This window comes from Paraburkholderia sp. CHISQ3, from assembly GCF_030464945.1.
Taxonomy (GTDB): domain Bacteria; phylum Pseudomonadota; class Gammaproteobacteria; order Burkholderiales; family Burkholderiaceae; genus Paraburkholderia; species Paraburkholderia megapolitana.
The window spans coordinates 27,822-48,489 of record NZ_JALPRG010000017.1 but is presented as its reverse complement, the minus strand read 5'-3'; the positions used below and the strand labels follow the sequence as shown (position 1 = coordinate 48,489).

At 65.4% G+C, this 20,668-nt stretch carries 15 protein-coding genes; 10 read left to right on the top strand and 5 right to left on the bottom strand.

Going from position 1 to position 20,668, the window contains the following annotated elements; all coding sequences use genetic code 11:
- Positions 1-412 precede the first annotated feature (412 nt).
- Complete coding sequence (gene alaS / locus M0D65_RS30865) at positions 413-3,037, top strand: alanine--tRNA ligase (RefSeq protein WP_266255881.1); 2,625 nt, start codon at positions 413-415, stop codon at positions 3,035-3,037.
- A 188-nt stretch (positions 3,038-3,225) separates the two neighbouring features.
- Here alaS and M0D65_RS30860 read toward each other — a convergent pair whose 3' ends face one another.
- Entirely contained in the window at positions 3,226-4,146 is a 921-nt protein-coding gene (locus tag M0D65_RS30860; protein WP_266255880.1) for a LysR substrate-binding domain-containing protein, read from the bottom strand.
- Between the two features lie 162 nt (positions 4,147-4,308).
- Between M0D65_RS30860 and M0D65_RS30855 the strand changes: the two genes are divergently transcribed.
- The 9 genes from M0D65_RS30855 (at position 4,309) to M0D65_RS30815 (ending at position 14,795) form a co-directional block, all read left to right on the top strand.
- A complete protein-coding gene (locus M0D65_RS30855; protein WP_266255879.1) occupies positions 4,309-5,634 on the top strand; it encodes a YbfB/YjiJ family MFS transporter in 1,326 nt (441 codons plus the stop codon).
- A gap of 550 nt (positions 5,635-6,184) precedes the next feature.
- Positions 6,185-6,715, top strand: a complete 531-nt coding sequence (locus M0D65_RS30850; protein ID WP_091014676.1) for an NUDIX domain-containing protein — start codon at positions 6,185-6,187, stop codon at positions 6,713-6,715.
- A 47-nt stretch (positions 6,716-6,762) separates the two neighbouring features.
- Positions 6,763-7,911, top strand: a complete 1,149-nt coding sequence (locus M0D65_RS30845) for an iron-containing alcohol dehydrogenase (RefSeq protein ID WP_091014674.1) — start codon at positions 6,763-6,765, stop codon at positions 7,909-7,911.
- Between the two features lie 60 nt (positions 7,912-7,971).
- Positions 7,972-8,418, top strand: coding sequence for a thioesterase family protein (locus M0D65_RS30840; protein WP_266255878.1), 447 nt, complete (start codon positions 7,972-7,974; stop codon positions 8,416-8,418).
- A gap of 6 nt (positions 8,419-8,424) precedes the next feature.
- On the top strand, positions 8,425-9,363 hold the full coding sequence (locus tag M0D65_RS30835) for a branched-chain amino acid ABC transporter permease (RefSeq protein ID WP_266255877.1): 939 nt from the start codon (positions 8,425-8,427) through the stop codon (positions 9,361-9,363).
- Positions 9,364-9,472: 109 nt separating this feature from the next.
- The gene (locus M0D65_RS30830) at positions 9,473-10,672 is read left to right on the top strand and encodes a branched-chain amino acid ABC transporter permease (RefSeq protein WP_266255924.1); all 1,200 of its coding nucleotides are present in this window, start codon (positions 9,473-9,475) and stop codon (positions 10,670-10,672) included.
- Entirely contained in the window at positions 10,669-11,421 is a 753-nt protein-coding gene (locus M0D65_RS30825) for an ABC transporter ATP-binding protein (protein ID WP_266255876.1), read from the top strand. The genes M0D65_RS30830 and M0D65_RS30825 overlap by 4 nt, the downstream gene beginning before the upstream one ends.
- On the top strand, positions 11,418-12,131 hold the full coding sequence (locus M0D65_RS30820) for an ABC transporter ATP-binding protein (RefSeq protein WP_266255875.1): 714 nt from the start codon (positions 11,418-11,420) through the stop codon (positions 12,129-12,131). The genes M0D65_RS30825 and M0D65_RS30820 overlap by 4 nt, the downstream gene beginning before the upstream one ends.
- A gap of 417 nt (positions 12,132-12,548) precedes the next feature.
- Positions 12,549-14,795, top strand: coding sequence for a hypothetical protein (locus M0D65_RS30815; protein WP_266255874.1), 2,247 nt, complete (start codon positions 12,549-12,551; stop codon positions 14,793-14,795).
- A gap of 81 nt (positions 14,796-14,876) precedes the next feature.
- Here the strand turns inward: M0D65_RS30815 and iolB are convergent, their stop codons facing one another.
- From iolB to iolC, 4 genes are read right to left on the bottom strand one after another with little or no spacing between them, the layout of a single operon-like run.
- Positions 14,877-15,683, bottom strand: coding sequence for a 5-deoxy-glucuronate isomerase (iolB, locus tag M0D65_RS30810; RefSeq protein WP_266255873.1), 807 nt, complete (start codon positions 15,681-15,683; stop codon positions 14,877-14,879).
- Positions 15,680-16,594: a myo-inosose-2 dehydratase gene (gene iolE / locus M0D65_RS30805; RefSeq protein ID WP_266255872.1), complete on the bottom strand. Its 915-nt coding sequence runs from the start codon at positions 16,592-16,594 to the stop codon at positions 15,680-15,682. The genes iolB and iolE overlap by 4 nt, the downstream gene beginning before the upstream one ends.
- 10 nt (positions 16,595-16,604) lie before the next feature.
- On the bottom strand, positions 16,605-18,599 hold the full coding sequence (gene iolD / locus M0D65_RS30800) for a 3D-(3,5/4)-trihydroxycyclohexane-1,2-dione acylhydrolase (decyclizing) (RefSeq protein ID WP_266255871.1): 1,995 nt from the start codon (positions 18,597-18,599) through the stop codon (positions 16,605-16,607).
- Positions 18,596-20,620, bottom strand: coding sequence for a 5-dehydro-2-deoxygluconokinase (gene iolC / locus M0D65_RS30795; RefSeq protein ID WP_266255870.1), 2,025 nt, complete (start codon positions 20,618-20,620; stop codon positions 18,596-18,598). The genes iolD and iolC overlap by 4 nt, the downstream gene beginning before the upstream one ends.
- Between the last annotated feature and the right edge of the window lie 48 nt (positions 20,621-20,668).

Below are 20,668 nucleotides of genomic sequence, written 5' to 3'. Positions count from 1 at the left end.
GCTGTCGACCCGAGTTCGCGCTTTAGCACGTTACTCGGGGCCTATGCAGAGCACTTACTGCGGTCCCATGCCCGTAGGGCGACCGACTGGGTTTCGCCCACCAACTGGCAGCCGAAATCGTCTGAATGTGCGGAATCTTAAGCGATTCCCGAGTCCTGGGGCAGTCGGGCGTGCACGCCAGGGACACCGATGTCGGCCCGCACGATGCCGCGCGCCCCCGGGGCAACCGCCGCCGCGCAAGAAGCGCAACCCATGCGGCCCACCGGCCCGCAGCGTGTCCCGACAAAGCCCAACCCCCCGCGCAGAAGCGCCGATCCCGTATAATCGGTCGTTTCAAAGCCAATCCAGCGCTAATCGGCTGGCGCATCCCCGCGATGTCGCCAGATCACGCAGAGAACGTCCCCAGCACGCCATGAAAGCCGCCGAAATCCGCGAGAAATTCCTCAAGTTCTTCGAATCGAAGGGCCACACGATCGTCCGCTCGTCGAGCCTTGTGCCCGGCAACGACCCGACCCTGCTGTTCACCAATTCGGGCATGGTGCAGTTCAAGGATGTCTTCCTCGGCGCGGAATCGCGTCCGTACGCGCGTGCGACGACCTCCCAGCGCAGCGTGCGCGCGGGCGGCAAGCACAACGATCTGGAAAACGTCGGCTACACCGCGCGGCATCACACGTTCTTCGAGATGCTCGGCAATTTCTCGTTCGGCGACTACTTCAAGCGCGACGCGATCCACTACGCGTGGGAACTGCTGACCGGCGTCTACCAGTTGCCGAAAGACAAGCTCTGGGTCACCGTCTATCACGAGGACGACGAGGCGCACGACATCTGGGCGAAGGAAGTCGGCGTGCCGGTCGAGCGGATCATCCGCATCGGCGACAACAAGGGCGCGCGCTACGCATCGGACAATTTCTGGCAGATGGCCGACGTCGGCCCGTGCGGCCCGTGTTCGGAAATCTTCTACGATCACGGCCCGGACGTGTGGGGTGGTCCGCCGGGATCGCCGGAAGAAGACGGCGACCGCTACATCGAGATCTGGAATCTCGTGTTCATGCAGTTCAGCCGCGACGCGCAGGGCAACATGACGCCTCTGCCGAAGCAGTGCGTCGACACCGGCATGGGCCTCGAGCGGATCGCCGCCGTGCTGCAGCACGTACACAGCAACTATGAAATCGATCTGTTCCAGGCGTTGATCAAGGCAGCCGGTCGCGAAACCGGCGTGGCCGATCTGACGAACAACTCGCTGAAGGTGATTGCGGATCACATCCGCGCATGCTCGTTCCTGATCGTCGACGGTGTGATTCCCGGCAACGAAGGGCGCGGCTATGTGCTGCGCCGGATCGTGCGCCGTGCGATCCGCCACGGCTACAAGCTTGGTCGCAAGGGCGCGTTTTTCCATCGGCTCGTCTCCGATCTGGTCGCGCAGATGGGCGGCGCGTATCCCGAACTGAAGGAAGCCGAACAGCGCGTGACCGACGTGCTGCGCCAGGAAGAAGAGCGCTTCTTCGAAACCATCGAACACGGCATGTCGATTCTCGAGGGTGCGCTGGCGGAACTCGATGCGAAGGGTGGCAAGACGCTCGACGGTGAACTCGCGTTCAAGTTGCACGACACATATGGCTTCCCGCTCGACCTGACTGCAGACGTGTGTCGCGAACGTGGCATCTCCGTCGACGAGCCCGCCTTCGACGACGCGATGGCGCGCCAGCGCGACCAGGCGCGCGCGGCCGGCAAGTTCAAGATGGCACAGGGTCTCCAGTACTCAGGTGCGAAGACCACGTTCCATGGTTATGAAGAAATCGTTTTCGACGACGCGAAGGTGATTGCGTTGTACGTCGATGGTGCGTCGGTGAACGAGGTCGCGAAGGGCCAGCAGGCTGTCGTCGTGCTCGACCACACGCCGTTCTACGCGGAGTCGGGCGGCCAGGTCGGCGACCAGGGCGTGCTCAGCAATGCGAGCGTGCGTTTCGCGGTGGCCGATACGCTGAAGGTGCAGGCCGACGTGGTTGGCCATCACGGCACGCTCGAGCAGGGCACGTTGAAGCTTGGCGACGTCGTGAAGGCAGAGATCGATGCGATCCGCCGCGCCCGTACCGAGCGTAACCACTCGGCGACCCACCTGATGCACAAGGCGCTGCGCGAAGTACTCGGCACGCACGTTCAGCAGAAGGGATCGCTCGTCGACGCTGACAAGACACGCTTCGACTTCGCGCACAACGCACCGATGACCGACGAGCAGATTCGCCAGGTCGAGTCGATCGTCAACGCGGAAGTACTGGCGAACGCGCCGGGCATCGTGCGCGTGATGCCGTTCGACGAAGCCGTGAAGGGCGGTGCGATGGCGTTGTTCGGCGAGAAGTATGGCGACGAAGTACGCGTCCTCGATCTCGGTTTCTCGCGTGAATTGTGCGGTGGTACGCACGTCAGCCGCTCGGGCGATATCGGCTTCTTCAAGATCGTGGCGGAAGGCGGTGTGGCAGCAGGGATTCGCCGCGTCGAAGCGATCACCGGCGATAACGCGGTGCGTTACGTGCAGGAACTCGACACGCGTATCGGCGAAGCTGCTGCCGCGTTGAAAGCGCAGCCGTCCGAGCTGACGCAGCGGATCGTGCAGGTGCAGGAACAGGTGAAGTCGCTGGAAAAGGAACTCGGCGCGCTGAAGTCGAAGCTCGCATCGAACCAGGGCGACGAGCTCGTTGGCCAGGCGATCGACGTGGCAGGCGTGCATGTGCTGGCTGCGACGCTCGATGGTGCAGACGTGAAGACGCTGCGCGAAACCGTCGACAAGCTGAAGGACAAGCTGAAGAACGCGGCGATCGTGCTTGCGTCGGTTGAGGGTGGCAAGGTCAGCCTGATCGCCGGTGTGACACCAGAGGCCAGCAAGAAGGTGAAGGCGGGCGAGCTGGTGAACTTCGTGGCGCAGCAGGTCGGCGGTAAGGGCGGCGGACGTCCGGACATGGCGCAGGCAGGCGGCACGGACCCGGCTGGTCTGGCGGCGGCGCTGGCTGGCGTGAAGGGGTGGGTCGAAGCGCAGTTGTAAGCGCAGACGCATTCGTCTGGCCTCTGGCTGGACTCAGGCTGAAATGAAAAACCGCGCGTTTCGCAACGCGCGGTTTTTTTATGGCCGCTAGCCACTGCTGTTGTCTTCACTGCGGCGTTGGTACCGGCATTGGCACGCGGTGCATCACGCTGATGAAAGCCAGGAGGTGCACGATACGCACTCAGCTTTTACGTTCGCGTCAGCACCGCATCATTCCGCCCAGCCGCATGCGCAACCAGATTGCTTTCCCCGAGCAACGCAGCACGCAACGCATTGAGCGCCGCGGAAAAATGCCCGCGCCGCCACGTCAGCAACGTATCGATCTCACCGAGTTCACCGAGCGAATGCAGCGCGATGTCGTTCGTTTCGGGCTGTAGCTCGAGCACGGAGCGCGGCGCGACTGCCACGCCCGCACCGGCCGCCACGCACGCGACGATCGCGTGATACGAACCGAGTTCGAGCACCCGCGCCGGACGGATATCGTTCTCCATGTACCACCGCTCGACATAGCTGCGGTACGTGCAACCGCGCTCGAACGCAATCAGCGTCGACAGGGCGATGTCGCGCGCCTGACGGATCGGTCGATGGCCGCGTGGGGTCAGCATCACGAGTTCTTCGCGAAACACCGGCACCGCTTCGAACAGGTCGTCGGGCCAGGGGCTATCGAGCGGTCGCGCGATCAGCGCAGCATCGATTTCGAATTCCCGCACGCGCTCGATCAGGCTGGCGGTCGTGCCGGTTTCGAGTTCGAGTTCGACCTCAGGCCAGGCCTGGTGATAGCGCGCGAGCAGCCCGGGCAGGCGGCTCGCCGCCGCGCTTTCCATCGTGCCGAGCCGCAGGCGGCCAGCCGGACGGTTTTCGCGGAGCGCGTGGCGCGCCTCGTCGGCGAGCGCGAGCAGGCGTTCGGCGTAGGGCAGTAACGTCTGGCCGGCCGGCGTCAGCACAAGCCGCCGCCCATCGCGAATGAACAGCTCGGTGCCGAGCTGCTCTTCGAGCTGCTTGATGCGCGTCGTCACATTCGACTGCACCCGGTTCAGCTTCGCAGCGGCCCGCGTGACGCCGTTCTCGCGCACCACAGCGCGGAAGATCGTCAAGGCGGCGAGATCCATGGTTCTCTCCTAGCGATGATTCATATCTGGATTATTCATTTTTCGTGATGTTTGCGTCAAGTTAGCATACTGTCAGGTGGATAGCCGCTTGCTAACCGCTTGCACGTTTAGCCGTCTCGCTTGCCGATCCCCGTTGTCCGCGCTGCCAAACCCGACTGCTTCATGACCGATTTCGCCTCCCCACCCTTGGCCCCCGCCGATACCGAACCGCACGCGGCCCGCCGCGCGGCGCTCGCCTGCATGATCGCGCTCGCGGTGGTGCTGGGCGTGGGGCGCTTTGCGTTCACGCCATTGCTGCCGCTGATGCTGTCGAGCGGCGCGCTCGACATCCGGCACGGCGGCTGGCTCGCATCGTTCAACTACGCGGGCTACTTCGTCGGGGCGGTGACGTGTGCCGCGCTGCGTGTCCAACCCGCGCGGATGGTGCACGTCGGCCTCGTGCTCACCGTGCTGTTGACGCTTGCCATGGGACTCACGTCGACGTTCTGGATCTGGGCCCCGGTGCGCTTCGTGGCCGGCGTCGTCAGTGCGTGGACTTTCGTGTTCGCGTCGCAATGGGGCCTGCGCCGGCTCGCCGAACTCCACGCGAACGAGTGGAGTGGTGTGATTTATACGGGGCCTGGGTTTGGCATCGTTGGTACGGGATTGCTCGTCAGTGCGGCGGGTGGGTATGGCGCGACGCTCGGGTGGCTCGGCTTTGGTGCGATATCGGCGGTGCTGACGGCTTTCGTGTGGCGGGTATTTGTTGCGCCGATCGCGAGGGGGCAACATGGGCGGACTACGCTGGCCACAGCCGCCACAGCCGCCACAGCCGCCACAGCCGCCACAGCCGACGCTTCAGCGCACGGCTCAGCGGCGAACGTGGCACCGGCCGCCACGCAGGCAGATGCCCGGGAAGCACCCGCGGCGGCCGTGACGACCCACCGCCCTGCACATCGCGCAGACGCTTTCTGGCTCGTCGTGCTGTACGGCATTCCCGGCTTCGGCTACATCATCACCGCCACCTTCCTCCCGGTGATCGCCCGTCATGCGTTGCCCACCGGCTCCGCATGGCCGGACCTGTTCTGGCCGATGTTCGGCGCTGCGTTGATCGTCGGGGCACTTGGCGCGGCGCGGCTGCCTTCGCACTGGGACAACCGCACGCTGCTCGCGGGCAGTTATGTGCTGCAGGCCATCGGCATCGTGCTTGGCATCGTGTGGCCGACCGCGGGGGGCTTCGCGTTGGGTAGCGTGCTGATCGGTTTGCCGTTCACGGCGATCACGCTCTTTGCGATGCGCGAGGCGCGTCGCCTGCATGGCGACACGGCGGCGGGGCTGATGGGATACGCGACGGCGGCCTATGGGCTTGGGCAGATCGTCGGGCCGCTGGTCGCCGCGCCGGTTGCGGCGCATACGGGCTCGTTCTCGCCGGCGCTGTGGCTGGCAGCGGGGGCGTTGCTGCTCGGCGCCGTCGCGCTGGTGGCGGTTGCGTCGATGCGCCGCCGCTGATCACGGTCTGCACACCCGGAGCCGCATTCGCTGCTCCTTCTGTCGAAACTTCCCTGTCACTCCTTCGTTGTAGCGCGAACGAAGAGCGTCGCTGCCTGGTGGCGGCAGCGGCGATGCGATGCCACTGACTTGCCGCAGGGAAACCGGACTCGCTGCTGCATCGAGATGAAATCCCGGTCGCTCCGTTGAACGTCGTCAATGGCCCGGGCGCCAGTCTCTGCGCTCCGTAGTGCGCCGTCCGTCACGTCTTCCCACACGGATCGTCTCCCGCTCCCCAATCGCCTCCACCGCCCCTTCGTTCGATCAATCGAACACGTTTCGGGGCCGCGCACTAAAATGTCCGCTTTCCTGCCATTCTCCTGCGTCCGTCGCCGGACGTTTCGCCAGTCATGCCGCCGTTCGCATCGAATAACGCATCGATCAACGTATGGATCAACGCATCGGATAACGAACCGGACAACCTCGCGAGCAGCTATCCGCAGGCACGGACCGCGGTCATCACTGCGCCGTGTCGTCAACCGACGACACCTCCACCCCACTTCAATAGAACATGAGCGACTACCGATACTGCCCCCGCTGCGCCACCCCGCTAATCGAGCGCGCCGATCCCGCGCACGAAGGCGGCCGCGTGCGTCAGGTCTGTCCCGACGACACCTGCGGCTACGTCCACTGGAACAACCCGCTGCCGGTGGTCGCCGCGATCGTCGAGTACGAAGGCAAGATCCTGCTCGCGCGCAATGCCGCATGGGCTGAAGGCATGTTTGCGCTGATCACCGGCTTCCTCGAAAACGGCGAGACACCCGAGCAGGGCATCGCGCGCGAGGTGAAAGAAGAGACCTCGCTGGACACGGAATCGGTCGAGCTGATCGGCGTGTACGAGTTCATCCGCAAGAACGAGCTGATCATCGCGTACCACGTGCGCGCGAACGGCACGATTGCGCTCTCGCCGGAGCTGCTCGAATACCGGCTCGTCGAACCGGCGAAGCTGCGGCCGTGGCGTGCGGGCACCGGCCAGGCGCTCGGCGAATGGATGCGCCGGCGCGGGCTGCCGTTCGAATTCGTCGAGCGGCCCGGACAATAACGGCGAATAACGGCGCGCGCTCCTTCAACCCCGCAACGGACATCGACATGGCCTTCATCTTCTATCTGACTCACATCCATCTGGGTTACGACGCGCTCGCGCAGTTGCCGGCGGAATGCGCGCGCATCGGTATCGCGCGACCGCTGATCGTGACCGACAAGGGCGTCGTCGCAGCCGGCCTCGTGCAGCGCGCGCTCGATGTGCTGAAGCTCGGCGATGTGCCGGTGTTCGATGACACACCATCGAATCCGACCGAGGCGATGGTGCTGGCCGCGGCCGCGCGTTATCGCGAGGAGGGCTGCGATGGTTTGATCGCGGTGGGCGGCGGATCGTCGATCGATCTCGCGAAGGGCGTGGCAATTGCAGCAACACATCCGGGCACGCTCACTGAATACGCGACGATCGAAGGCGGCAGCGGCAAGATCACCGACGCCGCTGCGCCGCTGATCGCGGTGCCCACCACGGCCGGCACCGGCAGTGAAGTGGCGCGCGGCGCGATCGTGATTCTCAACGATGGTCGCAAGCTCGGCTTTCACTCGTGGCATCTGCTGCCGAAGTCGGCGCTGTGCGACCCGGGCCTCACGCTCGGCCTGCCCGCACCGTTGACGGCGGCCACCGGCATGGACGCGATCGCGCATTGCATCGAAACCTTCCTCGCGCCGGCGTTCAATCCACCCGCCGACGGCATCGCACTCGACGGGCTCGAGCGCGCATGGGCGAACCTCGAGCGCGCGACGCGCGACGGCAGCGACCGCGATGCGCGCCTGAACATGATGAGCGCATCGATGCAGGGGGCGATGGCGTTCCAGAAGGGACTCGGTTGCGTGCATTCGCTGTCGCATCCATTGGGCGGCGTGCCGGTCAATGGACGCACGTCGCTACATCACGGCACGCTGAACGCGGTCGTGCTGCCTGCGGTTTTGCGTTTCAACGAAAGCGCGGAGACCGTGGTGGCGAACAACCGCTATGCGCGCATGCGTCGCGTGATGAATCTGCCGGACGGCGCGGACCTTGCGCAGGCGCTGTTCGACATGACCGCGCGCCTCGGGCTGCCGACCGGGCTGCGACAGATGGGTGTCGACGAGCAGGTGTTCGACAAGGTGATCGCAGGTGCGCTCGCCGATCATTGCCACAAGACCAATCCACGCGAAGCGAGTGCCGACGATTATCGGCGCATGTTGACTGAATCGCTCTGACCGCGCCGCCGCATTCGGCAATCATTCACTCGCTCATTTCCGGACCCACACACCCGCCCGATGAACAAGCCCGCTCCCGCGCTGCGCAACGCTTACCGCCACTTCCTGCCGATCACGACACGCTGGATGGACAACGACGTCTACGGCCACGTGAACAACGTCGTCTACTACAGCTACTTCGATACGGTAGTGAATGAGTACCTGATCCGCGCGGGTGTGCTCGACGTCGAGCATGGCGAGACGATCGGGCTCGTCGTCGAGACACAGTGCAACTACTTCGCGCCACTCGTGTTCCCGGAGCCGGTCGAGGCAGGTCTGCGCGTCGCGCGGCTCGGCGGTTCGAGCGTGCGTTATGAAGTCGGGCTGTTTCGCGCAGGCGAGGCCCAGCCGGCGGCGCAGGGTCATTTCGTGCACGTCTATGTGGACCGTGCGACGCGTAAACCGGTCACGTTACCCGATGCGTTACGCGCGGCGCTCCTGCCGCTCGTGGTCGCGCTCGCGGAGTAGTCGCGCATGCAGTCGTTTGCGATCAACCTGCTGAACGGCGTCAGCTATGGGCTGCTGCTGTTCATGCTGTCGGCGGGGCTGACGTTGATCTTCAGCATGCTGGGCGTGCTTAACTTCGCGCATGCAAGTTTCTACATGCTCGGTGCGTATGTCGGTTTCGCGCTGACGGCGCACCTTGGTTTCTGGGGCGCTTTGATCGGTGCGCCGCTGGTAGTTGGCCTGATCGGCGCAGCGGTCGAACGCTGGCTGTTGCGTCGCGTTCGACCGCATGGACATCTCGCCGAGCTGCTGCTCACGTTCGGTGCCGCGTATCTGATCGGCGAAGCGGTGAAGCTGGCCTGGGGCTTGCAGGCGATCGCCGCACCGGTGCCGGCCGCGCTCGACGGCGCGTTATTTACCTTCGATGGCGCTGCGTTTCCGCGTTATCGCGCGTTCATGATGGTGGTGTCGCTTGCGATGCTCGTGGTGCTGTACGCGGTGTTGCGCGTATCGAAGACGGGGTTGATCGTGCGCGCGGCGCTCATGCATCCGGACGCCGTCGAAGCACTCGGCCACAACGTGCCACGCGTATTTACCTTTGTCTTTGCTGCGGGTACCGCGCTCGCTGCGCTTGCCGGTGTGATCGGTGCGCCGCTCTTCGTGGTCGAACCGGCGATGGCCGAATCGGTCGGCTCGATCGTCTTCGTGGTCGTCGTGATCGGTGGGCTCGGATCGCTGGGCGGGGCGCTTGCGGCGTCGCTGCTGATCGGCTGCATCCAGACTTTCGCGGTGGCGAGCGACGTGTCGCTCGGCGGTATCGCGGCGGCGCTCGGGCAGCCGCTGTCCACTGCATGGGGTGGGCTCACGCTCGCGCAACTCGCACCGCTCGTGCCGTATGTGCTGCTCGTCGCGATGCTCGCGTTGCGGCCGGGCGGACTCTTCGGTCTGCGCGATGACGATGTCTGAGCCGCACGACACCGCTTCCCGACACGCAGCGCCGCAGACGCTTGCCGCCGCGCGCGCACCGCGTACGCCGACATGGCGTGCTGCATTGCCGTGGCTCGTGCTGATCGCCATGCTCGCCGTGCCGCCACTCGTCTCATCGCAGAGCTGGTTGTTCGCGTGGCTTGCGCAGACCGCGGCGATGATCGTGTTCGCGCTGTCGTACAACCTGCTGCTTGGCGGCACCGGCTTGCTGTCGCTCGGTCATGCCGCGCACGCGGGGCTCGGCGCGCTCGTGGCCGCGTATCTGTTCAACGCATGGCGCTTGCCGTTGCCGCTCGTTCCGCTGGTGGGCGGGATCGGCGGGGCGCTGTCCGGTCTGCTTGCCGGTTATGTGTCGACGCGGCGCGCAGGCACGGCGTTCGCGATGATCACGCTCGGTATCGGCGAACTCGTGGCGGCTGCCGCATGGACGCTGCCCGACTGGTTCGGCGGCGAAGCGGGCATGCCGATCGATCGCGCGAGCGGCCTTGCACTCGGCACGTGGACCTTCGGCCCCGCGCGCGAAGCGTATCTGCTGATCGCGCTGTGGTGTCTGCTTGCGTGTGCCGCGATGTTCGCGTTGTCGCGCACGCCGTTCATGCGCGTCGCGAATGCGGTGCGCGACAACCCGGTGCGGGCTGCGGCGATCGGTTGCGAGCCGCGCCGCATCCGTTATGCGAGTGTCGTGTTCGCGGCGTTCTTTGCGGGTATCGCGGGCACGCTTGGGTTGATCAACGTCGAGCTGGTATCGACGGAAAGCGTCGGCATGCTGCGCTCGGGCGCGGTGCTGATCGCGACGGTGATCGGTGGAACCGGTGCGTTCTTCGGGCCGGTGGCGGGGGCGGTCGTGTTGACGTTTTTCAGCGTCGCGGTGGCGAGCGTGACGCGTGCGTGGTTGTTCTATCTTGGGCTGTTGTTCATCGTGATCGTGGCGGGCTCGCCCGATGGCATCGCCGGGTTCGCGCAGCGCCAGGCCGCGCGGCTCGCGCAGCACGGCTGGCGGGTTTGCGCGAAGTCGTGGCTATGCGGCGTGAGCGCGGCGCTCGCGTGGACCGGTGCGGTCGTGCTTGCGGTGCAATGGGCGTACGCGCGACAGTTCGGCACCGATGACGGCACTGGTTTGCCGTTCAGCGGGTTGTTGCTTGCCGGTGCGACGTCTTCCGGTGAATGGATCGCCGCTGCTGTCGTGTTGCTCGCAGGCGCCGGCTGGATTGCTTCGCGTGGTGCACGGCGCGCATGGCCGCGCGACGTACAGGCGGCAAACACACGCGAAGCCGGGAGCATTCGATGACCGCCGCGCTCGCCGTGCAACGGGTCCACAAACGCTTCGGTGCCACCGAGGTGCTGCGCGGTGTCGATCTGTCGATCGAACCCGGCGAGCGCCATGCGCTGATCGGACCGAACGGCGCGGGCAAATCGACGCTGTTCAATCTGATCGCCGGTGGTGGCCGGCCGAGCGCGGGTCGCATCGAACTGTTCGGCGTCGACATCACGCGGCTTGGGCCGGCCGCGGTGAACCGCCGCGGGCTTGCGCGCAGCTTCCAGAACACGAGTGTGTTCGCGGGGCTGTCGGTGTTCGACAACCTGCGTTGTGCCGCGCTGTTTGCGGAGCGCGGGCGCGGCAGCCGGTGGCGTCGCTGGACGCATGCGCGTGCCGCCTCCACGCGCGCCGAACAGGTACTCGATGCCGTGGGCCTCGGCGCACGCGCCCAGGTGCTGGCCGGCACGCTCAGTTATGCGGAGCAACGCGCGCTCGATCTCGGTCTAGCGCTCGCGGGCGGCGCGCACACGCTGCTGCTCGACGAGCCGACGGCCGGCATGAACCGGGCCGAAGCTGCGCGCGCGATCGAACTGATCCGCAGCGCGACCGCCGGCCGCACGCTGCTGATGGTCGAGCACGACATGGATGCAGTCTTCGGTCTCGCGGACCGCATCTCCGTGCTCGTGGAGGGGCGCGTGATCGCGACCGGCACACCGGCCGCGATTCGCTCGCATGCTGCGGTGCGCGCGGCCTATCTCGGCGATGGGTTCGAAACATGACCGCTTTGCTCGATATCGCCGGTCTGCATGCGTGGCATGGTGCGAGCAAGGCGCTGCACGGCGTCGATCTGCGCATCGAGGCAGGCGAGATCGTGGCGCTCGCGGGGCGCAATGGTTCGGGGCGCTCGACGCTCGCGCAGGCGATCATGGGACTCGTGCACACCGAGGGCGAACTGCGTTTTGCGGGCCGCTCGCTGGTGGGCTTGCGGCCGTTCCAGATCGCGCGGCTCGGCATCGGTTATGTACCTGAGCATCGCGATGTGTTTCCGACGCTCAGCGTGCACGAAAACCTGCTGCTCGGCGTAGCTTCGACCAGGCGCGCGCGGCCGCCGCGTTTTACCTTCGACGATGCCTACGCGCTTTTTCCCGTGTTGCGTGAACGACAGCGCACGCGTGCTGCTGCACTCTCGGGCGGCGAGCAGCAGATGCTGACGCTCGCGCGCACGCTGCTCGGCGATCCGGATCTGCTGGTCATCGATGAGCCGGCCGAAGGGCTCGCCGCGCAGCGCGTCGCGCAGGTTGCAGCGTGCCTGCGGACCTTGCATGCGCGCGGCGTCGCGATGCTGCTGATCGAGCAACGGCTCGCAATCGCACACGAACTGGCGAGTCGGGTCGCGGTGATGGGGCATGGCGAGATCGTGTTCGACGGCACGTTCGAGGCGTTTCGCGCGCGTCACGATGTGATGCAGGAATGGCTCGGCGTCGGCTAACGCGGCTCATTTGCGTGCGGCGCAGCGGGCGCAACCAGTCGTTCTCGGCCAACGCCGGTTTCCCTTCTGTTTGACCCGATTGCGCGCAGCGGCGTCGCATGTCCGCCCCGCGCGGGTTGGCGGCCCGTGCTCTGTTTCATTCAAACGTCTGAGCGTTTGGTGCCGGCCCTCCAGGAATCTTGTCGGCAGCGCGGCCACAAATAAAGACAATCGAAGGCAAAGATGCCCGGCCATCCGTGCCGGCGCGAGACAGTCCGGCGTCCCGCCTGTGCGGGCGTACCGGACCAGGGAGGAGACGATATGCACGATACCGACGACAGATTGCATCTGCCGCGTACCCACGCCGGCAGTGAACAAGGCTGCAATCCCAGGGGTAACGGAGGGAGTGGGCGGCACTCTGCGGTTGATAGCGGGCCTATGCGTCACGCGCTGAGCGTGTCCGCGGTCGTGATCGTCATCGCGTCGCTGCTGGTGTGTGCGTGTGCCGATGCGAGTGCTGACGCGAGTTCGGCTGCGAGTTCTGCCGTCGGTGCGTCGGGTGCCGCGAGCGTAGTTGTTCCCACTGGAGCAAGCTCCGCGAATGTAGCTGCACCTACGGCTTCAAGTGCGAGCGGGACCACCGTACAAAATCCCGGCGATGCCGCCGCCGCACAACCCGCATCCTCAACGCTACCCACGCTCGAAGTTGCGAAGGCGCGCCAGCTAGCAGAGCAGCAGCAAGTCGCGGCCCGCGTACCCGCTGCCGGCGGTATGCGCGTTACACGAACGCGGCCATTGACATTACGCGACTCCGGCATCGACGGCTCGATGATGTTCGCGCGCGATGTCGATTTCCGCCTGACCGGCGACATCGGCTTCCTGATCCACCGCATGGCTGCAACGCTTACGCCGACACGCGCCGGCAATCCGATCGTGTTCGACGATCCGAACAGCGTGACGATCAACGTCCACCGCGGCGAGGTCACGCTCGATGCCGCGAAGCTCACAGCAATCTTCAATCGCTATCTGTTCCAGTACCAGGGCTCGCCGCTGCGCAATATGCGGGTCGAGCCGCAGCAGAGGCAGTTGCGGATCACCGGCGAAATGCAACGCGACGGCTGGGTGCCGATTGCGCTCACGGGCACGCTGGCGATGCGCAACGCAACCGAACTCGTGTTTCACGCCGACCATACCGAAGTCGCGGGCGTCGCTGCGGACCGTCTGATGAAGGCCGCACACGTGCGCATGGCAGACCTGCTGAAGGTGAACACGCCGATTGCGCAACTCGACGGCGACAACGTCGTGATGCAGGTCGCGAAACTGACGCCGCCGCCCGCGTTGCGTATGAGGATCACGGCGGTCGACACGACGCCGGCCGGCGTGCGCTTCACGCTCGACGACGGTACGCTGCCCGACGTCGCGTTCCCCGCGGAGATGCCCGCGCGCGGCATGTTGCTCGAAGGCGGCGACGTGAAGTTCATGCGCTCGATCCCGATGAACATCGAGATGGCGATCACGCCGCTCGATACCGGCACGTCGGGCGCGCCTTTCGTGCTCGACCTGTATCACTATCGCGAGCAGATGGCGGCGGGCTATTTCACGTTCGACGAAAACGGTGCGCTCGATGTGCATCTGCCGTCGTACACGACGCTGCCCGGTGCTGCGCGCGATGCGGCACAGACAGCGCAAACCGGTAGCGCGGCGGCGCGCTACAACGATAGCTACATCCGTGCGCAACAGGTCGCGCTCGCCGCCGCACGCGAGCAATGGCGGCGCATCCCGGTGAGCCTGCGTTCAACAGCTACGGCAGGCACCACGCTCTCCGACGAACGCCATTCACCGGGCGGTACACCGCTGATCCACGTACAGAACGTCGACTTCTACGTGTCGGGACGAATCGGTTTTCACGTACGCACACTCGATGCGCAGCTCGTGCCGAAGAAGCCCGGTCAGCCCGTCGATCTCGACGATCCGAACCAGTACGACATTCATATCCTCGGTGGCGAGGTTGTCGAACCGTGGCCGGCGATGGCATCGCTCTTCAACGACTATCTGCTCGACTACACGCCGCGCTCGCTGAACGACATGCAACTGACGCCCGCCGACGGTGGCCTCGACGTGACCGGTGGTATCAAGCTATGGAATCACTTCCCCGGCGTCTGGCTACCGACGAAGATGCACGGCACGCTCGCCGTACGCGACGAACGGCATCTGGTCTACACGCCCGAATCGGTGTCGGTGCTCGGTGTGCCGCAGGCCGGCTTGCTGCGCGCGCTGAATATTCCGCTCGCCTCGTTGACACCGTTTGCGCGCAAGGGCGTCAAGCTGGAAGGTAACGAGCTGGTATTCGATCAGTACACGGTGTTTCCGCCGCCGGTGTTGCAGGGGCGTCTCGCGGGTGCAACCGTGACAAACGAAGGGCTCGTGCTGAAGTTCAAGCGGCAGACGGGCGCGGCCGTCGCGCATCCGCCGGCGGGCGCGGGCGGCAGCTACGTGTGGATCGAATCGGGCGACATCAAGATGTACAACTCGCTGGTCGTGAACGGCCATACGCTGATACGCGATAGCGCAAACAGCGACCCGATGCATTTCGATCTGTACGGATATCGCCGCGATGTGGCGAAGGGGACGGTGCGGATGGCGGAGGATGGCGCGCTCGCGGTGGATGTCGCGGCGCGGAAGTAACTTACGGCTAACCACATGCACGATCATCTGGGCCGCGCGCATCGACGCGGCCCGGCTACGTTCAGTTGCCTTCAGTTGCCTTCAGCTACGCGCATCCCGCTCGATGATCCATTCATGCGCGGGATCGTTCTTGAAGTGCCACGTGCGCCGACTACCCGCCATCACGTTCAGATAGTACGAGTCGTAGCCATACGGCACGACCACCGGATGATAGCCGCGCGGCACCATCACGACATCGTGATCCTCGACGGCCATCGACTCGTCGATATCGCGCGCATCCGTATACACGCGCTGAAACGCGAACCCTTGCGGCGGATTGAGCCGGTGGTAGTAAGTCTCTTCCAGCGAACTCTCGACCGGCACATTGTCGGTGTCGTGCTTGTGCGGCGGGTAGCTCGATGCATGACCCCCCGGTGTGCGCACTTCGACGACGAGCAGCGATTCGGCGGGTTCGGTTTGCGGCAGGATATCGCACACGTAGCGCGTGTTGAGGCCGGTGCCGCGCGTCGAGCGCGTCATCTGCGACGGCGGGATGAGGCGCGCCGGATAGCGTCCGGTGGCAGGCGCACTGGCCACACCGATCTCGGCATTGTTGCGTGCGCGTATCGTGGCGCGCACATTCGGCGGCAGGTACACCGCATGCGGCGCCGCATCGTCGAACACGCTGCGGCGCGTACCGAGGCTGAGCCATTTTGCAGCGGGCGTATCGATGTCGATCGTGCCGGACAGCACGACGATGCACGACTCGCGGTTCGTCTCGAGCACCCGCATGACGCCGTCCGCCGCGAGCCGGTGGGCGGTGAAGCCGACATACTGCCAGCCGGCCGACTCCGGCGTGACGCGCGCGATTGTCTGACCTTCGCGCTGGGCTTTGACTAGCAAACTCATGCAGCCTCCCTGGCAGGATTGAGCGGCGCATCGACGAGGGCACGCAGCGTCTGGTAGCCCTTTTGCGCATACGCGAACGAAGGCGCGACGACCGGGTCCTGTTCCGCCTCGACGACGAGCCAGCCGCGGTAGCCGTGCCGCTTGAGCCGGTCAATGATAGCCGGGAAATCGATGCTGCCGTCGCCGGGCACCGTGAATGCGCCTGCGATCACCGCTTCAAGAAAGCTCCAGTTGCGATTGCGCGCGAGCTTTGCGACTGCGGGCCGTACGTCCTTGCAGTGCACGTGGCACACGCGCGCGATATGGCGGTCGAGTACATCGACCGGATCGCCGCCTGCGAACGTGATATGCCCCGCATCGAACAGCAGACCGACGGCTTCGCTGGTTTTTGCCATCAGACGGTCGACGTCGGCGGGCGTCTCGACATACGCGCCCATGTGATGGTGATACGCGAGCCGCACGCCGTGGCTCAGCGTGTAGCGCGCGAACGTCTCGACGCGCGCCGCGTATTCGTCCCACTGTGCTTCGCTGAAAAACCGCGGCCGCTGATACAGCGGACGCGGCGCGCCCTGAATCGTGTCGGCGACTTCGCCGTACACCATCACAGTGGCGCCGTTCTTCGCGAGCAGCTCCAGATGCGGCCCGACCGCGGCGATTTCCGCTTCGGCGCTGCGTCGGGCCAGTTGACCCGAATACCAGCCGGAGACAAGCGCGAGATCGTATTGCGCAAGGAGTGCCTTCAATGCTTCTGGCTCGCGCGGAAACTTGTTGCCGAGTTCGAACCCCTGGTAGCCGATTGCGCGGCCTTCGGTCAGCGCGAGTTCGAGCGGTGTTTCGCCGCCGAGCGACGGCAGATCGTCGTTCATCCACGACAGCGGGTTGATGCCGATACGTACGTCGAAGGAAGTCATGCTCGGGTCCTTAATCGTTAGCGCTGTTAGCGCCGTTGGCGTCGTTAGTGTCGTTTCCGGCGGCAGGATTCGCGCCTTCGACGCGGGCCGCGAGATGAGTTTCGTACTGCGCGCGGGCCGTGCGGACAGCCTCGCGTGCCGACACTTCGGGCACGGCGACTTCCCACCACCAGCCGCCGTCGTCGGTGGTGCGCGACGCGTCGGTGTCGATGCTGATCACGTAGGTGCGATCGGCGGTGCGGGCGCGTTGCAACGCGGCTTCGAGTGCTGCCACATCGGCGACGTGTTCCGCATGCGCGCCGAGCGAGCGTGCATGTGCTGCGAAATCGATCGCGGGAGCGCCAAGCGGACCTTGCGCGCAGTCGTCGAACATATTGTTGAACGGTGCGCCGCCGCACGCCTGTTGCAGACGGTTGATGCAACCGTAGCCACGATTGTCGAGCACCACGATGATCAGCTTCGCACCAAGCATCACCGAGGTTGCGATCTCGCTGTTCATCATCAGATAACTGCCGTCGCCGACCATCACGATCACTTCGCGCTCGGGCCGCGCGAGTTTCGCGCCGAGGCCGCCGGCAATTTCGTAGCCCATGCACGAGTAGCCGTACTCGACGTGATAGGCACCTGGGCGGCCTGCGCGCCACAACTTGTGCAACTCGGCGGGCAGGGTGCCGGCTGCGCAGACGACGATGTCGTCGGTGGTGGACTGCGGGCTCGAGCGCTGCACGGCGCCGATCACGTCGGCGTCGTACGGCAGCACGGTGTCGCGCTGTGGCGTGTGTGTCAGCGTGCCGACGGTGTGGCGCCAGTCGGTCGCGGCCTGCTGTGCGCGCGCAGTCCACGCGCGGTCCGCGTGCCAGTCGTGCAGGCGTTCAGTGAGTGTGTCGAGTGCAAGGCGCGCATCGGCTTCGACAGCCAGCGCGCGATGCTTCAAACCATCGAATGCGTTTGCATTGATCCCGATTACGTCGGCCTGCGTGAAGAGCGTGTTCGAGCCGGTCGTGAAGTCCTGCAAGCGCGTGCCGATGGCAAGCACGCAATCGGCGTCGTGCGCGAGTGCATTCGCCGCGGGCGAGCCGGTCACGCCGAGCGCCCCGGTATTCAACGGGTCGTCCCACGCTAGCGAACTCTTGCCGGCCTGCGTTTCCGCGACCGGGATGCCGTGCGTTGCCGCGAACGCCTGTAGCGAAGCAGTCGCGCCACCGTATAGCACGCCTCCGCCGGCAACGATCATCGGCCGTTTCGCACGGCGTAGACGCTCGACGGCTGCATCGATTTCATCGGTGCGCGGAGCAGGGGCGTGCGGTTTGACGACGCGCGGTTCGAAGAAACTGAGCGGAAAGTCCCACGCAGTTGCCTGCACGTCTTGCGGCAACGCGAGCGTGACCGGGCCGCATAGCGCGGCATCGGTCAGCACACGGATCGCACGCGGCAACGCATTGAGCAATTGCGCAGGGTGGACGATACGATCGAAGTAACGCGAGACGGGCTTGAGCGCATCGTTAGCGGAAATACCGCCGTCGTGGAAATCCTCGACCTGTTGCAACACCGGGTCGGGCGCACGCGAGACGAAGATGTCGCCAGGCAGCATCAGCACCGGCAAACGGTTGACGTGCGCGAGCGCAGCAGCCGTGACGAGATTCGTCGCACCGGGTCCGATCGAGGTGGTGACCGCCATCATCCGGCGGCGGAAGTGCGCTTTTGCGTAGGCGATCGCGCTGTGCGCCATCGCCTGTTCGTTGTGCGCGCGCAGCGTCGGCAGTTCGTGGCGGTGCTGATACAGCGCTTCACCGATCCCCGCCACGTTGCCGTGACCGAAGATCGCGAACACACCACCGAAAAGCGGTTCACTGCTGTTGGGATCGTCTTCCGTAGCGACACGTTGCGCGGCGAGGTAGCGTACGAGCGCCTGCGCGGTGGTGAGACGGATCGTGCCGTGCGCTTCGCCCGCGGTCGGAACCGCAGGTGAAGCAGCTTGATCCTGATGCAACACGCGTTGGTTCATGCCGCCTGCTCCTGATGAACGTTGCGCGGCTGCGCCGACTGTGTAGCCGACGCGCTGCGCGTATCGCGCCATGCCGCGATCAGCGTTTCGAATGTCTGCCGCACGCGTGCAATCAGTTCGTCGTCGCCGATCTGCCCGGCGAGCCAGGCATGGCTCGGCTCATGGAAGATCGTCCGGCCGACCGTGAACCCACGACAGGTCGCCGATCCGGCCGCTGCCCGGAAGCCGTCGCTCAATTGCTCGACCCCCGCCGACAGCCCGAGCAGCACCACGCCGCGGCAATACGGATCGCGCTCCGCAAGCAGTGCGTCGATTGCCTGCCACTGCGTGGCGTCCACCGGCTCGAGTTTCCACCATTCCGGGTAGATGCCGATGTTGTACAGGCGCTTCAATGCACGATAGACCGTATCAGGTGCCTGCGGCAAATGTTTGGGTGGAATCACTTCGAGCAGCAGTTCGTGACCGCTTGCCTGTACCGCGTCATAGAGCGCGCGCAACTGGGCTTCCTGTTCGAGCCGCTGTTCGATCGGCTCGTCGGGGTGAAACTGCACGAGACACTTGACGATATGTTCGCGCGGCCAGCTCGCCAGCGTCGTTCCGACCGAGCGGCCGTGATCGAACACGAGCGGCACCGAACCGGGCAGTTCGACCGGGCGACCGACCCACCAGCCGCGTCCGGTTGCCGCGTTCAACGCGTCCTGACCGTAGCGGTCGTCGATCAGCACGGCGATGCGGCCTTGCAATCCCAGTGCGGCTTCCGTTTGCGCGACTGCTTCGACGAACAGCCCCTTCAGTTGCGCGATGCGGCTTTCATCGGCGCCGGTCTGCTGCGCGAGATCGAAGAACTGGTTGCGGTGATCGAATGCGAAGCCGAGCACTTCGTCGCGCGGCGTACGCGGCGGTGTGACCCGATGCAGCCGCGCGAGCGTGGCGTCGCGGTCCGGACGGCGCATGCGCTGCGGATCGGTTTGCGCTTCGCGCAGGAAGTAGTCGAGTTCGGCGGGCGTCGGCATTGCGGGGGCGCAGCCGTGGCGCGATACGACCAGCGCGCCGCTCGCGTTTGCGGCGCGCGCGCAGGCTTCGAGTGGTTGATCGCGCAGCCAGCCGGACAGGAAGCCCGACGCGAACGCATCGCCTGCGCCGAGCACGTTCAGCACTTCGACCTCGACGCCGCCATGCACCGGCACGCTGTCAAGCGACGCAGGTACCGCGCCGTCGACAATCTGGCAACCGAGCGGCCCACGCTTCACAACGAGTGTCGCCGGTGTGACGGCGCGGACCATCGCTAGCGCTTCGCGCAGATCGGTCTTGCCGCCCGCAATGCAGAATTCCTCTTCGGTGCCGATCACCAGATCGAATAGCGGCAGGATGCGCTGCAGATGCGCGGTGACGCTTTCGTTGGCGATAAAGCGGGTCTCGCCATCGGCCTTGCCGGTGAGTCCCCACAGCACCGGCCGGTAATCGATGTCGAGCACCGTACGCACGTCGTTACGGCGCGCGTAGTCGAGTGCGCGGCGGCTCGTGCGGTTCACCTGTTCGGTGGAGAAATGCGTACCGGTAATGAGCAGCGACTTCGACGATGCGATAAACGCTTCGTCGAAGTCGTGTTCGTCGACGGCCATGTCCGCGCAGTTCTCGCGATAGAAAATCAGCGGAAACGTGTCGCGATCTTTCAGACCGAGCACCACGAGGGCTGTCAGCCGTTCGTGATCGACGCGCACGTTGCTGACGTCGCAGCCTTCACGCGTGAGCGTTTCGGTCAGAAAGCGCCCCATGTGATCGTTGCCGACACGCGCAAGCATCGCCGCGGCGAGGCCAAGCCGCGTGCAGCCGAACGCGATGTTGGCCGACGAGCCGCCCAGATACTTTGCGAAGCTCGATACGTCTTCGAGTCGCGAGCCGACTTGCTGCGCGTAGAGATCGACCGCGAGGCGACCGAGGCAGACGATGTCGCGGCTGCGGCCGGCGGCGAAGCGGCTCGGGCTCGTGGTCGCTGCGCTGGAGTTGCTGGAAAGTGCCATGGAATGTCCTGAGTGTCTGGGTTGCGCCAGGGCGCGCGAGCGGTGATA

Bases quoted from the DNA above. Each gene is read 5' to 3' on its own strand.
- M0D65_RS30840 (WP_266255878.1), top strand. From the start codon at position 7,972: ATGAACAAGCCCGCTCCCGCGCTGCGCAACGCTTACCGCCACTTCCTG.
- alaS (WP_266255881.1), top strand. From the start codon at position 413: ATGAAAGCCGCCGAAATCCGCGAGAAATTCCTCAAGTTCTTCGAATCG.
- M0D65_RS30825 (WP_266255876.1), top strand. From the start codon at position 10,669: ATGACCGCCGCGCTCGCCGTGCAACGGGTCCACAAACGCTTCGGTGCC.
- M0D65_RS30820 (WP_266255875.1), top strand. From the start codon at position 11,418: ATGACCGCTTTGCTCGATATCGCCGGTCTGCATGCGTGGCATGGTGCG.
- M0D65_RS30815 (WP_266255874.1), top strand. From the start codon at position 12,549: ATGCGTCACGCGCTGAGCGTGTCCGCGGTCGTGATCGTCATCGCGTCG.
- M0D65_RS30845 (WP_091014674.1), top strand. From the start codon at position 6,763: ATGGCCTTCATCTTCTATCTGACTCACATCCATCTGGGTTACGACGCG.
- M0D65_RS30830 (WP_266255924.1), top strand. From the start codon at position 9,473: ATGCTCGCCGTGCCGCCACTCGTCTCATCGCAGAGCTGGTTGTTCGCG.
- iolB (WP_266255873.1), bottom strand. From the start codon at position 15,683: ATGAGTTTGCTAGTCAAAGCCCAGCGCGAAGGTCAGACAATCGCGCGC.
- M0D65_RS30860 (WP_266255880.1), bottom strand. From the start codon at position 4,146: ATGGATCTCGCCGCCTTGACGATCTTCCGCGCTGTGGTGCGCGAGAAC.
- iolC (WP_266255870.1), bottom strand. From the start codon at position 20,620: ATGGCACTTTCCAGCAACTCCAGCGCAGCGACCACGAGCCCGAGCCGC.
- iolE (WP_266255872.1), bottom strand. From the start codon at position 16,594: ATGACTTCCTTCGACGTACGTATCGGCATCAACCCGCTGTCGTGGATG.
- M0D65_RS30855 (WP_266255879.1), top strand. From the start codon at position 4,309: ATGACCGATTTCGCCTCCCCACCCTTGGCCCCCGCCGATACCGAACCG.
- iolD (WP_266255871.1), bottom strand. From the start codon at position 18,599: ATGAACCAACGCGTGTTGCATCAGGATCAAGCTGCTTCACCTGCGGTT.
- M0D65_RS30835 (WP_266255877.1), top strand. From the start codon at position 8,425: ATGCAGTCGTTTGCGATCAACCTGCTGAACGGCGTCAGCTATGGGCTG.
- M0D65_RS30850 (WP_091014676.1), top strand. From the start codon at position 6,185: ATGAGCGACTACCGATACTGCCCCCGCTGCGCCACCCCGCTAATCGAG.